Source organism: Streptomyces sp. NPDC005263, assembly GCF_042872365.1.
Classification (GTDB): domain Bacteria; phylum Actinomycetota; class Actinomycetes; order Streptomycetales; family Streptomycetaceae; genus Streptomyces.
The window spans coordinates 389,984-404,355 of record NZ_JBIAKJ010000003.1 but is presented as its reverse complement, the minus strand read 5'-3'; the positions used below and the strand labels follow the sequence as shown (position 1 = coordinate 404,355).

Below are 14,372 nucleotides of genomic sequence, written 5' to 3'. Positions count from 1 at the left end.
CCGAAGGCGCGCGTGGGCCTTCCGAAGTGGCTGACGTCGGGAGTGGGTCCGCCGAGGTGGCCCGGGGCAGGCCGTATCCTCCTCGGGGCCCGCCGCAAACGCGGTACCCACTCCCTGCGCGGCAAGCTGACGCTGGCGAACGTGGCGTTGCTGGCGCTCGGGATCGTCGCGGCGACCGCCGTGAGCGTGATGGGCATGCGGTACTACCTGCTGGACCAGATCGACACGGAGCTCACCAAGACCCGTGACTCGCTGGGCGGCTCGCAGCTCACCCTGCGGCAGATCGACTCGCTGAGCGTGCTGGGTTTCGTCCGGAACCGGCTCGCCCCGCAGGCCACGGACGAGCAGCCGCGGCCGGACTCGATCTTCGCCGCCGTGGACAGCCGGGGCGAGCCCGTCGGCCTCCTCGGGTTCCGGCCGACCGAGGCCCAGCGCGGTCTGGTGGCCGCGGTCGACGACCCGGACCGGATCGTCGAGGATCCCGAGCCGCACGACGTCTCACTGCACGGAGCCCCCTACCGCGTGACCGGGATCCGGCTCGCCGACGGCACCCGGATCCTGCTCGGGACGTCCACCGACGCCCTCCACAAGGGCGTCGCCAAGGCCATCAAGCTCGACCTGACCATCGGCACCGTGCTGCTGGCGCTGCTGGCCTGTCTGACGATGCTCAGCGTCAGCAGACGGATGCGGCCGCTGGAGGACATGGTGGAGACCTCGTCGGCGATCGCCGAGGGGGACCTGACCCGGCGGGTGCCGTCCAGTCACCATCCGACGCAGGAGGTCGAGCAGCTCCGCCTCGCCCTCAACTCGATGCTCCACCAGGTGGAGTCGGCGTACCGCACCCGCGAGGACAGCGCCGCCCAGCTGCGTCGCTTCGTCGCCGACGCCTCGCACGAGCTGCGTACCCCGCTGTCCGCGATACGCGGCTACCTCCAGCTGTACGACCAGGGGATGCTGTCCGACCCGGACGAGCGCAAGCGGGCCTGGGGGCGGGTGATGGCGGAGGCCGATCGCATGGGCCGGCTCGTCGACGAGCTGCTCACCCTCGCCCGTCTCGACCAGCGGCCCGAACTGCGCTTCCGGAACGTGGACGTGAGCCGTCTGGTGCGGGACGCGGCCGAGGATCTCCGGGTGCAGCAGCCCGGCCGACCCATCATGGTCGACGCCGACGGCTCCCTGCTGGTGCGCGCCGACGAGTCCGGGCTGCGGCAGGTGCTCGGCAACCTGGTCGCCAACGTGCGCATCCACACGCCCGCGGACGTGCCGGTGCGGCTCGGCGTGGCGCGGGCGGACGGGGTCGTGCGGCTGTGGGTCACCGACAAGGGGCCGGGGCTCGGTCCGGAGGACTCGGCGCGGGTCTTCGACCGGTTCTTCCGGGCCGGCGGGGGCGCGGGCAGCGGTCTGGGCCTGGCGATCGTGCAGGGGGTGGTGCGGGCACACAGTGGCGAGGTGGCGGTGCGGACGGCGCCGGGCGAGGGGCTGACGGTGACGGTGACCCTGCCCTCGGGGACGCCGTAGGGGGTGTCACGCGGTGGTCTGCACCAGGGCCCAGACGGTTCTGCCGTGCCGGCCCCTGCTCCACACGCCCCAGGCGGCGGAGAGGTGCTCGACCAGGTGCGGGCCGAGGCCGGTCGCCGTCGACTCGCCGACCACCCGGAGGCGGGGCTCCGGCCGGCCCTCGTCGGAGACCTCGATGAGGGCCGAGCCGTCGCCCAGCGCGGTCACCGCCACCTCGAACTCCCGTTCCTGGGACGGCCCGTGGCGTATGACGTCGGTCGCCAGCTCGGACACCAGCAGCACCGCGTCGGCCAGCGCCCGGCCGTCGGGCCCGTGCCCCCAGTCGGTCAGATGGTCCCGGACCCGGCGTCGGGCCAGACCGACGGACGCCGGGTGCCGGGGCAGCCGGAACGCGTTGCGTCTCAACACCTCTGCTCCTCACCCCGCACACGTCACCGTCACATGGTGCTCGGTGGGGAGGCTGCCCGGCGCCACCGTGCGGATGTCCGTACGGCGAGATCGCGTCAGATCCAGTCGAGGCGCCAGAGCCGGAAGACCCCCGTGCCGTCCGACAGGTACTGCCCGCCGCCGACGGTCTCGGTGGTGACGACGTACTCCTTGGCCTGCCACAGCGGGATCACCGGCACGTCGTCCGCCACGGTCTGCTGGAGGTCGCGGAAGTCCGTGCTCGTCTCGCCGCGGTCCGCGTACCGTCGGCTGTCCTCGATCAGCCTGTCGACGGTCTTGCTGCGGTAGCCGGTGTTCATCGAGCCGTCGGAGCCGACGAGCGGGGCACCGAAGGTGTCCGGGTCGGGATAGTCGGCCACCCAGCCGACCGCGTACGCGTCGAGTTTGCCGCTCGCCCAGCGCTTCTGGAAGTCGGTCCACTCGTAGCCCTTGACGGTGACCTCGAACAGGCCGCTCGCCTCCAGCTCCCGCTTGATCTCCGCGGCCTCCTCGGCGGCGGCACCACGGCCGATGCCGTAGCCGTAGGTGAAGCGGACCGGCAGGGTCACCCCGGCCTGGGTGAGCAGTTTCCGGGCCTTCTTGGGGTCCTGCTTGGGGTAGCGGTCGAAGAACGAGGTGGTGTGGCCGGTGATGCCGGCCGGGATCAGCGAGTAGAGCGGGTCGACGGTGCCGTCGTACACGGTGGCGGCCAGCCGGTCGCGGTCGATCAGCCAGGCCATGGCCTGCCGGACCCGGGAGTCGTGCAGCGGTGAGCCGGAGCGGGTGTTGAGGTACAGGTTGCGGGTCTCGGAACTGTCGATCTCGGAGACGCGCTGAGTCGGGTCGCTGGCGTTCAGTCCGGCCAGGACCTTCGGCGGCAGCTGCCGGGTGGCGACATCGATCCGCTTCGCCTTCCAGGCGGCGTCGAGTTTCTCGCCGTCGGCGTAGTAGCGCAGCTCCACGGGCCGGCCGGTGCTCTTGAGGGCGCCCTTGTAGTGGCTGTTGGGCGCGAGGACCGCCTTCTTGCCCTTCGTGTACGCGGTCAGCCCGTACGGTCCGGTGCCGTCGACGTCGGTGCCGGTGCGCAGCCCGTCCGCCGGGTACTTGGTCGGGTCGACGATCGAGCCGGCCCCGGTGGCGACCTTGAAGGGGAAGGTGGCGTCGGGCGAGGACAGCTGGAAGGTGACGGTCCGGCCGCGCGCGCTCACCGACTTGAGGGTGTCGAGGAGGGAGGCGGGGCCGACCGGCGAGTTGATCCTCTTGACCCGGTCGAAGGAGTACTTCACGTCCGCGGCGGTCACCCCGCGGCCGCCGGGGAAGGTGAGGCCCTCGCGCAGTTCGCAGCGGTAGGTGCGCAGACCGCTGCCGACGAAGGCACAGTGGTCGGCCGCGTCCGGGACGGGTGCGGCGCCGCCGGGCTCGAAGGTCAGCAGCGACTGGAAGACGTTGCTGAACAAGGCCCAGGAGCCCGCGTCGTAGGCACCGGCCGGGTCGAGCGAGGTGACGGAGTCGCTGGTACCGACCAGGATGGTCCGGTTCTCACCGGAGTTGTCCGGCAGCAACTGCCAGCCGCCCACTCCGACCGCGGCCAGCACGAGCAGCGTCGCCAGGATCCGTATGCGAACCGATCGCATCGGTGTGTCCTCCCAAGGCCCTTCGCGGGCCCCTCGGCGGACCACAGCGCATACGCCGCTCCCCCGCGGCGCAGGTCACCTAACCACAGGAGTTTCATCCGGGGGAAGGGGGTTTTGTTCGAGTTGAGAAAGAACTTACGCAAGCGGGTTTCGACCAGGTTTCACAGCGCTCTCACAGGTCGCCCGGCGGTTCCCTCGTGTTCAGGCCTGCCGCGAGGCCAGTTCGATCACCGTGATGTCCGACTCCGCGCCGACCCGGGTCGGCGGGCCCCAGGCACCGGCGCCGCGGCTGACGTACAGCTGCGTGTCGCCATAGCGCTCCAGACCGGCGACGGTCGGGTTCGCGGCCGCCGCGATGAGGTTGCCGGGCCAGAGCTGGCCGCCGTGGGTGTGGCCGGAGAGCTGGAGATCGACGCCGTGCTCGACGGCGTCGTGGATCTGGACCGGCTGGTGGGCGAGGAGCACACAGGCGCGTGCCGTGTCCCGGTCGCCGAGCGCCTTGGCGAAGTCGGGCCCCTGGCCCTCGCTCTCGCCCGCCACGTCGTTGACGCCCGCGAGGTCGAAGTGGGCCAGTTCGGTCCGGTCGTTCTCCAGCGGGCGCAGGCCCAGCCGTCGGACCTCCTCGACCCACTGCTGGGCGCCGGAGAAGTACTCGTGGTTGCCGGTGACGAAGTAGGAACCGTGGCGGGCCTTCAGCTGGGCCAGCGGCGCCGCGGCCGGGCCCAGGTTCTTCACGCTGCCGTCCACCAGGTCGCCGACGACCGCGATCAGGTCGGGCTGGGTGCCGTTGATCGTGTCGACGACCCGCTGGGCGAAACCCCGGCCCAGGATCGGGCCCAGATGGATGTCGCTGACCACCGCGATCCGGTAACCGTGCGCCGCGCGCGGAAGCTTGGCCAGCGGCACGGTGACCCGCTTGACCGTGGGGCCGTTCAGGACGCCGTAGGTGCCGTAGCCGACGGTCCCCAGGGCGGCCGTGACGGCGGCGCCACCGACCACCCGGGAGACGAAGAGACGGCGGGAGGGGAGGGGCGGAGGCGGGGCCGACTCGCCGTTCCGCTCGGGACCTTTCCCACCGTCCCGCTCGGGGTCCTTCTCGCCGTCCCGCTCCGGCAGGGGCGTCGACCCCGCCGGGACCGACTGCGGCTCGGGGACCTGGTCGGGCTCCGGCTGTCGTACGGCCGTCCCGGCGCCCGCCCGCCGCTCCAGGAACCGTCGCAGCAGGGGCCGTACGGCCTCACCCACCGCCACCGCGAGCAGCAGGTAGATCGACAGCGCCATCCACAGGAAGCCCGGCCAGGCCAGGGTGCGCTGGAGCCAGAAGGGTGCGCCGGTGCGCTCGGCGACGAGGGCCGTGATCGCCAGCACCCAGCCGCCCGCGATCAGCACCGCGCCCGCGCGGCGCACCGGGCCGGGGGCCCTGGTCGTGTCGCGGAACAGGCGTCTCCACAGGTACCAGTTGGCCGTCACCAGCACGGCCAGGACGACCAGGACGAGCAGGACGAAAAGTATGACCACGGTCTTGTCCCCCGTAGTGGGCCTTGTGTCCCCGTAGTGGGCGGTCGGGCCGGTCGGCTATGACGTACGGCGCAGTGCGCGGACTCCGCGCAACCCGATGCCGCCGACGGCCGTCCCCAATACGAAGGAGACGACGGCCAGCGTCAGGTGCACCCAGAAGTACGCCGTGGGGTGGCCGTCGTCGAACGCGAGCCCGCTGCTGTCGTTGACCAGGTTTTTGACGAAAGTGACCCAGATGACCCAGCTCCACACCCCGAAGGCGAGCAGGAACCAGGAGACGGGGCGGCTGAGCTTCATGCGTCCAGTATCGCCGCCCGGTGTCCGGTTCCGTTCCCGGGGTGGGGAGGGCGGCGGGACTTCACGCCCCGTGCCATGTACGTTCCTCACCGTGTCCGCACCCAAGAAGACCGCCAGGCGATCCCTGCTGGTCACCACCGCAGTCCTGTCGTCCCTCGCGCTGACCGCGCCCCTGTCGTACGCGGCGCCCGACCCGTCCTCCAGTGGAAGCCCGTCCGGCAGAACGTCCGGCAGTCCCTCGAAGAGTCCGTCCGGCAGTCCGACGGCCACTCCCCCGGCGCGGATGTCGTCCGTCGGTGGCGAACGCCTCGGCCAGGCCGGGACACAGGTGAATCTGGCCAGTGGGGTCCCGGTCCTGCCCAAGGACCTCACCGCGCGCTCGTGGATCGTCTCCGACGCGGAATCCGGCCAGGTACTGGCCTCCCACAACGCGCACTGGCGGCTCCCCCCGGCGAGCACCCTGAAGATGCTGTTCGCGGACACGGTCCTGCCGAAGTTCCCGAGGACCGACAAGCACAAGGTCGCCCCCTCCGACCTGGCCGGTATCGGCGCCGGCTCCAGCATGGTCGGGATCAAGGAGAACGAGACCTACACGGTCCACGACCTGTGGCTCGGGGTCTTCCTGCGCTCCGGCAACGACGCCGTGCACGTGCTGTCGCAGATGAACGGCGGCATCGACACCACCGTCGAGCAGATGAACACGCACGCCGAGGAGCTCCAGGCCCTCGACACGCACGTGATGAGCCCCGACGGCTACGACGCCCCGGGGCAGGTCTCCTCCGCGTACGACCTGACCCTGTTCGCCCGCTCCGGACTGCAGAAGAAGGACTTCCGCGAGTACTGCTCGACGGTCACCGCGAAGTTCCCGGGCGAGACGACGAAGGTCAAGAAGGGCAAGGACAAGGGCAGGACGACCCGGGGGACCTTCGAGATCCAGAACACCAACCGGCTGCTGGCCGGCGACTCGGACGTCTCCGTCTACCCGGGTATCGCGGGCGTCAAGAACGGCAACACCACCAACGCGGGCGCCACCTTCACCGGAGTCGCCGAACGGGGCGGCAAGGTGCTGCTGGTCACGGTCATGAACCCGGAAAAGAACGAGCACAACGAGGTCTACAAGGAAACCGCCAAACTCTTCGACTGGGGCTTCAAGGCGGTCGGCAAGGTGCAGCCGGTGGGCGAGCTGGTGCCGCCGAAGGGCTCGGCAGGGGCGAGCACGCCGGGCACGGACGACTCCGGGCAGGCCGGGGGCTCCGACAACGGCGGTGCTTCGTCCAAGCCGTCCACGAAGCCGGTCGCGAGCGCCACGACCGGGGGCGGCTCCGGCGGCATGGGGATCGCGCTGGCGATCACCGGCGGGGTGCTGGTGCTGCTCGCGGGCGCCGCGTTCCTGGTCAACCGCCGGTGGCCACTGCCGGATCTGGTACGCCGTCGGGCTCGTCCGTGAGGTCGTCCTCCTTGCTCTGCGTCGCCGTCCACGCGGCGCAGAACAGCACCAGCTTCGACGTGAAGTTGATCCACAGCAGCAGGGCGACGGGAACCCCGAAGGCGCCGTACATGCTTTTCGCCGCCACGCCCTGCATATAGCCGCTCAGCAGCAGCTTCAGCAGCTCGAAGCCGACCGCGCCGGTCAGCGCGGCCACGAAGAGACGGCGCCGCCTCGGCTCGACGCCGGGCAGCAGCGTGAGGACGTAGAGGAGCAGCAGGAAGTCCGCGAGTACGGCGACCAGGAACGCGGCGATCCGCAGCAGGACGCTGCCCCAGCCGGCCCGGTCGACGCCCAGCAGGTCGGTGGTCCAGCCGATCATCGCGGAGGCGATGGTGGAGACGACGAGGGTGGCCAGCACGGCGCCGCCGAGCCCGAGGAGGATCCCGGTGTCCTTGACCGTGCGCAGGACCGGGTTCTCCTCCTCGTCCGGCAGTTCCCACACCGCCCGCAGACACTCACGCATCGAACCGGCCCAGCTGATGCCGGTGAACAGCAGGACGGCGCCCGCGATGAGGCCGACGGTGCCGGCGTTCTCCACCAGGCCGTCGAGGTTGAGCTGATCGGAGATGCCGGGGACCTGCTCGGCGATCTTGCGCTGGAGGTCGTTCTGCTGGGCCTCGCCGAAAGCGGCGGCGACGATGGCGGCGCCCACCGTGAGCAGCGGGAAGAGCGCGACGAAACTGGTGAAGGTCATCGCGGCGGCCAGCCGGGTCCACTTCACCCGGTCCAGGCGCTCGAACGACCGCCACGCGTGGGTGGTCATCAGGCGCGCCAGCGGCGGCCCGACGACGGGGAGCTTCTTCAGCCAGTCCATGATCCGACTCTGCCCTGGTCAGCTCACGATTCAACTCCCGCCCGGTCACGGAAGACAAGAGTTCTGATACCCCGGAAACACAGAACTGTGCACGCCTATCTCGCTGGAACTCCGGCAATATTGGGTGACATCCCACTAACCACCCATTTCGGGGAGGATGGGAATGTTTCCAAACTGATCGACCACAAAGGGGCGATACGGTCACGGTCATGCCTGCCGACACCGTCTCCGCCACCGGCTGGGGCCGCACCGCCCCCATCGCCGCCCGGCTGATCCGCCCCCGGACCTACGAGGAGGCCGCGGCCGCCGTCCGGGACTGCGGGGCCCGTGGCGGCATTCCGAGGGGCCTGGGGCGGGCGCACGGGGACGCGGCGCGGAACGCGGGCGGCGCGGTGTTCGACATGACGGGCCTGGACCGCGTCCATGTGATCGACGCGAGCGGCGGGATCGTGCTGTGCGACGCGGGCGTCCGCCTGCACCGGCTGATGGACCTCCTGCTGCCGCTCGGCTGGTTCGTGCCGGTGGCACCGGGCACCCGGTACGTCACCGTCGGCGGCGCGATCGGCGCGGACATCCACGGCAGGAACCAGCACGTCTCGGGCTCCTTCTCCCGGCACGTCCTGTCCCTGGAACTCCTCACCGCCGACGGCGAGGTCCGCACGGTCCGACGCGGCACGCCCCTGTTCGACGCGACCACCGGAGGCATGGGCCTGACCGGTGTGATCCTCACCGCGACCGTGCAACTCCAGCCGGTCGAGACCTCGTTGATGTCCGTCGACACCGAACGCGCACGGGACCTCGACGACCTGATGGCGCGTCTGACCGCCACCGACCACCGCTACCGCTACTCCGTCGCCTGGATCGACCTCATGGCGCGGGGCACGGCGACGGGCCGCGGGGTGCTGACCAGCGGCGACCACGCTCCCTTGGAGGCGCTGCCGAGAACGGCCCGTCGGCGGAGGCAGCCGCCGGCCTTCCGACCCGCCCGTCTTCTCCCGGCCTCCGCCCCCGTCTTCCTCCCCGAGGGCCTGCTCAGCGGGACGACCGTCGGCCTCTTCAACGAACTCCGGTACCGCACGGCCCCGCGCGCGCGTACCGGTGAACTCCAGAGCATCTCCGGCTTCTTCCACCCTCTCGGCGGGGTCCCGCACTGGAACCGGATCCACGGCGGCGGCGGTTGCGTGCAGTACCAGTTCGTCGTCGGCCGCGGCCAGGAGGACGCCGTACGCCGGATCGTGCGCCGTGTCTCGGAGCGCCGCTGCCCGTCCTTCCCCGCCGTCCTCAAGCGCTTCGGGGACGCCGATCCGGGCTGGCTGTCCTTTCCCGTGCCGGGCTGGACGCTGGCCCTGGACATCCCGGCGGGGCTGCCCGGCCTCGGCGCCTTCCTCGACGAACTCGACGAGGAGGTCGCCACGGCCGGCGGGCGGGTCTGTCTCGCCAAGGACTCCCGGCTGAGACCCGACCTGCTCACCGCGATGTACCCGCGACTGGACGATTTCCGGGCACTGCGCGCGGAGTTGGACCCGCGCGGGGTGTTCACCTCGGACCTGTCCCGGCGTCTCGCCCTCTAGCCCTCAGCCCTCCAGCCCTCCAGCCCTCCAGCCCGTCAGGCAATCTCTAGGAGCTGTCGTGAAGGACGCCTTCGGCATTCCCCAGTCCCTGCTCGTCCTGGGCGGTACGTCCCAGATCGCGCTGGCGACCGCGCGCCGGCTGATCGCCCGCCGCACCCGTACGGTGTGGCTGGCCGGGCGGCCGACGCCCGCGCTGGAGGCGGCCGCCTCGGAGCTGCGCGCGCTGGGAGCGGACGTGCACACCGTCGCCTTCGACGCGCTCGACCCCGAATCCCACGAGGTCGTGCTCGGCAAGGTGTTCGCCGAGGGCGACATCGACATGGCGCTGCTCGCCTTCGGGATCCTCGGTGACCAGGCCCACGACGAGCGCGATCCGTCCGGTGCGGTGCGGGTCGCGCAGACCAACTACACGGGCGCGGTGTCGGCGGGACTGGTCACCGCGAGCGCGTTGCAGGACCAGGGCCACGGATCGCTCGTGGTGCTGTCCTCCGTGGCCGGGGAGCGGGCCCGCCGCACCGACTTCATCTACGGCTCCAGCAAGGCCGGCCTGGACGCCTTCGCTCAGGGCCTGGGCGACGCGCTGCACGGCACGGGCGTGCACGTCATGGTCGTACGCCCCGGATTCGTCCGGACGAAGATGACCGCGGGGCTTCCCGAGACGCCGCTCGCCACGACCCCCGAGGCGGTCGCGGCCGCCGTCGAGCTGGGGCTGCGCCGGCGCTCGGAGACGGTGTGGGTGCCGGGCACCCTGCGGGTGGTGATGTCGGCGCTGCGGCACCTGCCGCGGACGGTGTTCAGGCGGCTGCCGCTGTAACCGTCGTCACAGCTGGCTGGTGGGCAGGGAGCCCCGCTCCGCACGGGCCGTCTGCGGGGGCACGACCGCGCCCCGGAAGACGAACTCGCGCAGCTTGCGCCACACGCCGTCGGCGCCCTGTTCGTAGAGCGCGAAGCCGGTGCAGGGCCACTGGGCCTCGTAGTCGGCCAGCTCCTCGAAGGCCCGGTCCATGGCCTCGTCGTCGATGCCGTGCGCCACCGTGACGTGCGGGTGGTACGGGAACAGCAGGTCACGCGCCACCGGACCGGAGGCGTCCCGGACCTGCTTCTGCAGCCAGGTGCAGGCCTCGGCGCCCTCGGCCACCTGGACGTAGACCACGGGCGACAGCGGCCGGAACGTGCCCGTGCCGGACAGCCGCATCGGGAAGGGGCGTCCGGCGGCCGCGACCTCGGCGAGGTGGGCCTCGATCGCGGGCAGCAGCGCGGCGTCCACCTCCGTCGGCGGCAGCAGGGTGACGTGCGTGGGAATGCCGTGAGCCGCGGCGTCGCCGAAGCCCGCACGCCGCTCCTGGAGCTGGCTGCCGTGAGGCTCCGGGACCGCGATCGACACGCCGATCGTTACGGTCCCCACGTCATCTCCTGTCGTCGTGTCGGCTTGGTCCTGTGCCGGTGTTGTTCTCAGCCGCCCGGCTATCGACTGTACGGCCACGGCTGTGGTGTGGGCAGGCGCAGTCACAGTGATGTGCAGCGCTCCGCCCAGTGAGACGCGTGCGCGCCGGCGCCTCAGTGCTTGGCGGGCAGGAATCCGACCCGCTCATAGGCCTGCGACAGCGTCTCCGCGGCGACGGCGCGCGCCTTCTCCGCACCCTTCGCCAGGATCGAGTCGAGCGTCTCCGGGTCGTCCAGGTACTGCTGGGTGCGCTCCCGGAAGGGCGTCACGAAGTCGACCATGACCTCGGCCAGATCCGTCTTCAGCGCACCGTAGCCCTTGCCGACGTACTTCTCCTCCAGTTCGGCGATACCCGTCCCGGTGAGCGTCGAGTAGATGCTGAGCAGGTTGCTCACACCCGGCTTGTCCTGGGCGTCGTAGCGGATCACGGTGTCGGTGTCGGTGACCGCGCTCTTGACCTTCTTGGCGGTGGCCTTGGGGTCGTCGAGGAGGTTGATGAGGCCCTTCGGCGTGGACGCCGACTTGCTCATCTTGATCGAGGGGTCCTGGAGGTCGTAGATCTTCGCCGTCTCCCTGAGGATGTACGGCTTCGGGACCGTGAAGGTCGCGCCGAAACGACCGTTGAAGCGCTCGGCGAGGTCGCGGGTGAGCTCGACGTGCTGGCGCTGGTCCTCGCCGACGGGGACCTCGTGGGCCTGGTACAGCAGGATGTCCGCGACCTGGAGGATCGGGTACGTGAACAGGCCGACGCTGGCGCGGTCGGCGCCCTGCTTGGCGGCCTTGTCCTTGAACTGGGTCATGCGGGACGCCTCGCCGAATCCGGTGAGGCAGTTCATGACCCAGGCCAGCTGGGCGTGCTCCGGGACGTGGCTCTGGACGAAGAGCGTGCAGCGATCCGGGTCGAGACCGGCCGCGAGGAGCTGGGCGGCGGCCAGCCGGGTGTTCGCGCGCAGGTCCGCGGGGTCCTGCGGCATCGTGATCGCGTGCAGGTCGACGACCATGTAGAACGCGTCGTGGGACTCCTGCAGGGCCACCCACTGGCGGACGGCGCCGAGGTAGTTGCCGAGGTGGAACGAGCCTGCGGTCGGCTGGATGCCGGAGAGCACTCGCGGACGACGATGCACGGCGGAGCCATTCCCCTGAGGGTGCTCGGCGACGGGTGGGCGATCAGAAGCCATGCTCACCATTCTCTCAGGTGTCGGGGGCCGATCCGGAACTGGTCGGAAACAGATGGGACACAGGTGGGATCCGATCCGCCGGGAGCGGTGTACCAATCAGGGGTGGACGTGGGAGGGGGACGGGGCGGATGACGGGGCGGATGACGGCTCGGGGCAGAGGCAGAGGGGTGCGTCTCGGGGTGTTGGTGCCGGTGGTCGCGGCGGTCGGCCTGTTCGGGGGGCCGGGGGCCGACGCCGCCCCGCGGGGACCGGGCCGGGACGTGCCGGACATGGCCGTGATCATCGCGGGCGGTTCGGGTCGGACGGCGACGGTGCGTTCCGGTGAGCCGGGTTTCGATCGCCTCTGGGCGCTGCTCCAGCCGACGTACACCGGGACGGAGCGGGTGCCGGAGGACTGGGCCGAGGGCAGGTATCCGCCGGTGCGGCTGACCGTGCTGTGGGGGCTGACCGGGGTCGGAGGCTGGCCGCAGACCGGTTCGGCGCCGGGCGGTGACGTGGCGATGGAGCGGCAGGACCAGCTGTTCCTGGCCGGGGACGGCACACCGTGGGTGCGTACGGATCCGGCACCGGACGTGCCCGACGACGACATCCGCTGGCACCGGGCCTCGCGTTCGGTCTTCGACCAGGTGAAGCGCGCGGGGCTGCCCGCCGGGGACGGGGACGGGGATGCCGGGCGGGCGGCGGGTGGGCGCGCCGGATGGTGGGCGGCCGACGATGCCCGGCCGGCGGTCGCCGGGCTGGCCGTGGGGGTCCTGGCCGGGGTCGGCGGCACGTTTCTGATACGCCGCGCGGCGGCCCGGCCGGGTGCCGGACCGCCGCGGGAGGAGCCACGCCAGGAACTGATCGATCTCTGAGCCCCCGGGGCGTCAGCCCAGGTCGATCTCCGGGTACAGGGGGAAGCCCGCGACCAGGTCCGTCGCCCGCTGGGAGATCTCGTCCGCCACCTTGGCGTCCAGGATGTGCGAGGCCTTGGACGGGGCGCCGGACTTCGTCGTGCCCGGCTCCGTGGTGGTGAGGACGCGGTCGATGAGACCGGCGACCTCGTCCATCTCGGCGGTGCCGAGACCGCGGGTGGTCAGGGCGGGGGTGCCGATGCGGATGCCGGAGGTGTACCAGGCGCCGTTGGGGTCGGCGGGGATGGCGTTGCGGTTGGTGACGATGCCCGAGTCGAGCAGGGCGGCCTCGGCCTGGCGGCCGGTGAGGCCGTAGGAGGAGGTGACGTCGATCAGGTTGAGGTGGTTGTCGGTGCCGCCGGTGACGAGGGTGGCGCCGCGGCGCGTCAGGCCCTCGGCGAGGGCGCGGGAGTTGTCGACGATGCGCTGGGCGTAGTCCTGGAAGGAGGGCTGCCGGGCCTCCGCCAGCGCCACCGCCTTCGCGGCCATGACGTGCGGGAGCGGGCCGCCGAGGACCATCGGGCAGCCGCGGTCGACCTGGTCCTTGAGGGAGTCGTCGCACAGGACCATGCCGCCGCGGGGGCCGCGCAGGGACTTGTGGGTGGTGGTGGTGACGATCTGGGCGTGCGGAACCGGGTCGAAGTCGCCGGTGAGGACCTTGCCGGCGACCAGACCGGCGAAGTGGGCCATGTCGACCATGAGCGTGGCGCCGACCTCGTCGGCGATCTCCCGCATGATCCGGAAGTTCACCAGGCGGGGGTAGGCCGAATAGCCCGCGACGATGATCAGCGGCTTGAACTCGCGGGCGGTGGCGCGCAGGGCCTCGTAGTCGAGGAGGCCGGTGGCGGGGTCGGTGCCGTAGGAGCGCTGGTCGAACATCTTGCCGGAGATGTTCGGGCGGAAGCCGTGGGTGAGGTGGCCACCGGCGTCCAGGGACATGCCGAGCATGCGCTGGTTGCCGAAGGCCTGACGGAGTTCGGCCCAGTCGGCGTCGGAGAGGTCGTTGACCTGGCGGGCGCCGGCCTTCTCCAGGGCGGGGACCTCCACCCGCGCGGCGAGCACGGACCAGAAGGCGACGAGGTTGGCGTCGATACCGGAGTGCGGCTGTACGTAGGCGTGCCGGGCGCCGAAGAGTTCCCGGGCGTGCTCGGCGGCGAGGGACTCGACGGTGTCGACGTTGCGACAGCCCGCGTAGAAGCGGCGGCCGACGGTGCCCTCGGCGTACTTGTCGCTGAACCAGTTGCCCATGGCCAGCAGGGTGGCCGGGGAGGCGTAGTTCTCGGAGGCGATCAGCTTGAGCATCTCGCGCTGGTCGGCCACTTCCTGGCCGATGGCGTCGGCCACGCGCGGCTCGACGGCGCGGATCACGTCGAGGGCCGCGCGGTAGGCGGTGGACTCGTTGGAGAGGGGCTGCTGCTCTGACATGGCGGCCTCCGGGCGGCGTGGCTTGAAGCGGTCACGGTTCACGGGTCGGCCCAGGCGCACGGCACTTGTCACTCTCGCAGGCCGCTCCCCGATGGTCCGTCCCATCCCAGCGCGCCAGTCACGGCCTGTCGGCCAGCCTACCGGGCGCGCCGGGGGGCGACGGTG

13 protein-coding genes and 1 riboswitch are annotated in these 14,372 nt (G+C 71.4%); of the genes, 5 read left to right on the top strand and 8 right to left on the bottom strand.

Annotated elements, in window-relative coordinates:
• The first annotated feature begins 75 nt into the window (after window positions 1-75).
• Window positions 76-1,518: an ATP-binding protein gene (locus ACFYRY_RS15440; protein ID WP_389146228.1), complete on the top strand. Its 1,443-nt coding sequence runs from the start codon at window positions 76-78 to the stop codon at window positions 1,516-1,518.
• A gap of 6 nt (window positions 1,519-1,524) precedes the next feature.
• On the opposite strand, the gene ACFYRY_RS15435 is transcribed toward ACFYRY_RS15440, so the two are convergent.
• The 4 genes from ACFYRY_RS15435 to ACFYRY_RS15420 form a co-directional block, all read right to left on the bottom strand.
• Entirely contained in the window at window positions 1,525-1,926 is a 402-nt protein-coding gene (locus tag ACFYRY_RS15435; protein ID WP_389144658.1) for an ATP-binding protein, read from the bottom strand.
• Between the two features lie 95 nt (window positions 1,927-2,021).
• On the bottom strand, window positions 2,022-3,578 hold the full coding sequence (locus ACFYRY_RS15430; RefSeq protein WP_389144656.1) for an ABC transporter substrate-binding protein: 1,557 nt from the start codon (window positions 3,576-3,578) through the stop codon (window positions 2,022-2,024).
• A gap of 201 nt (window positions 3,579-3,779) precedes the next feature.
• Window positions 3,780-5,096 (bottom strand): metallophosphoesterase, encoded by a 1,317-nt coding sequence (locus tag ACFYRY_RS15425; RefSeq protein ID WP_389144653.1) that lies wholly within the window; start codon window positions 5,094-5,096, stop codon window positions 3,780-3,782.
• Window positions 5,097-5,153: 57 nt separating this feature from the next.
• Window positions 5,154-5,393, bottom strand: coding sequence for an SCO4848 family membrane protein (locus tag ACFYRY_RS15420; protein ID WP_389144651.1), 240 nt, complete (start codon window positions 5,391-5,393; stop codon window positions 5,154-5,156).
• A 91-nt stretch (window positions 5,394-5,484) separates the two neighbouring features.
• Between ACFYRY_RS15420 and ACFYRY_RS15415 the strand changes: the two genes are divergently transcribed.
• Window positions 5,485-6,840, top strand: coding sequence for a D-alanyl-D-alanine carboxypeptidase family protein (locus tag ACFYRY_RS15415; RefSeq protein ID WP_389144648.1), 1,356 nt, complete (start codon window positions 5,485-5,487; stop codon window positions 6,838-6,840).
• Here ACFYRY_RS15415 and ACFYRY_RS15410 read toward each other — a convergent pair.
• Window positions 6,788-7,696 carry a YihY/virulence factor BrkB family protein gene (locus tag ACFYRY_RS15410; protein WP_389144645.1) on the bottom strand — a complete coding sequence of 303 codons (909 nt, stop codon included), beginning with the start codon at window positions 7,694-7,696 and terminating at the stop codon, window positions 6,788-6,790. The genes ACFYRY_RS15415 and ACFYRY_RS15410 overlap by 53 nt on opposite strands.
• 209 nt (window positions 7,697-7,905) lie before the next feature.
• On the opposite strand from ACFYRY_RS15410, the gene ACFYRY_RS15405 reads away from it, so the two are divergent.
• Together ACFYRY_RS15405 and ACFYRY_RS15400 are read left to right on the top strand one after the other, a co-directional pair.
• Complete coding sequence (locus ACFYRY_RS15405) at window positions 7,906-9,267, top strand: FAD-binding protein (RefSeq protein WP_389144641.1); 1,362 nt, start codon at window positions 7,906-7,908, stop codon at window positions 9,265-9,267.
• A gap of 58 nt (window positions 9,268-9,325) precedes the next feature.
• Window positions 9,326-10,081, top strand: coding sequence for a decaprenylphospho-beta-D-erythro-pentofuranosid-2-ulose 2-reductase (locus ACFYRY_RS15400; protein ID WP_389144638.1), 756 nt, complete (start codon window positions 9,326-9,328; stop codon window positions 10,079-10,081).
• Window positions 10,082-10,087: 6 nt separating this feature from the next.
• On the opposite strand, the gene ACFYRY_RS15395 is transcribed toward ACFYRY_RS15400, so the two are convergent.
• Together ACFYRY_RS15395 and trpS are read right to left on the bottom strand one after the other, a co-directional pair.
• Complete coding sequence (locus ACFYRY_RS15395; protein WP_389144635.1) at window positions 10,088-10,672, bottom strand: 2'-5' RNA ligase family protein; 585 nt, start codon at window positions 10,670-10,672, stop codon at window positions 10,088-10,090.
• Between the two features lie 152 nt (window positions 10,673-10,824).
• Window positions 10,825-11,889, bottom strand: coding sequence for a tryptophan--tRNA ligase (gene trpS, locus ACFYRY_RS15390; RefSeq protein ID WP_389144632.1), 1,065 nt, complete (start codon window positions 11,887-11,889; stop codon window positions 10,825-10,827).
• Between the two features lie 128 nt (window positions 11,890-12,017).
• Between trpS and ACFYRY_RS15385 the strand changes: the two genes are divergently transcribed.
• Complete coding sequence (locus ACFYRY_RS15385) at window positions 12,018-12,743, top strand: hypothetical protein (RefSeq protein ID WP_389144629.1); 726 nt, start codon at window positions 12,018-12,020, stop codon at window positions 12,741-12,743.
• A 12-nt stretch (window positions 12,744-12,755) separates the two neighbouring features.
• Here the strand turns inward: ACFYRY_RS15385 and ACFYRY_RS15380 are convergent, their stop codons facing one another.
• On the bottom strand, window positions 12,756-14,207 hold the full coding sequence (locus tag ACFYRY_RS15380; protein ID WP_389144626.1) for a glycine hydroxymethyltransferase: 1,452 nt from the start codon (window positions 14,205-14,207) through the stop codon (window positions 12,756-12,758).
• 41 nt (window positions 14,208-14,248) lie between these two features.
• A riboswitch (ZMP/ZTP riboswitch) is annotated at window positions 14,249-14,339 on the bottom strand.
• Window positions 14,340-14,372: the final 33 nt, after the last annotated feature.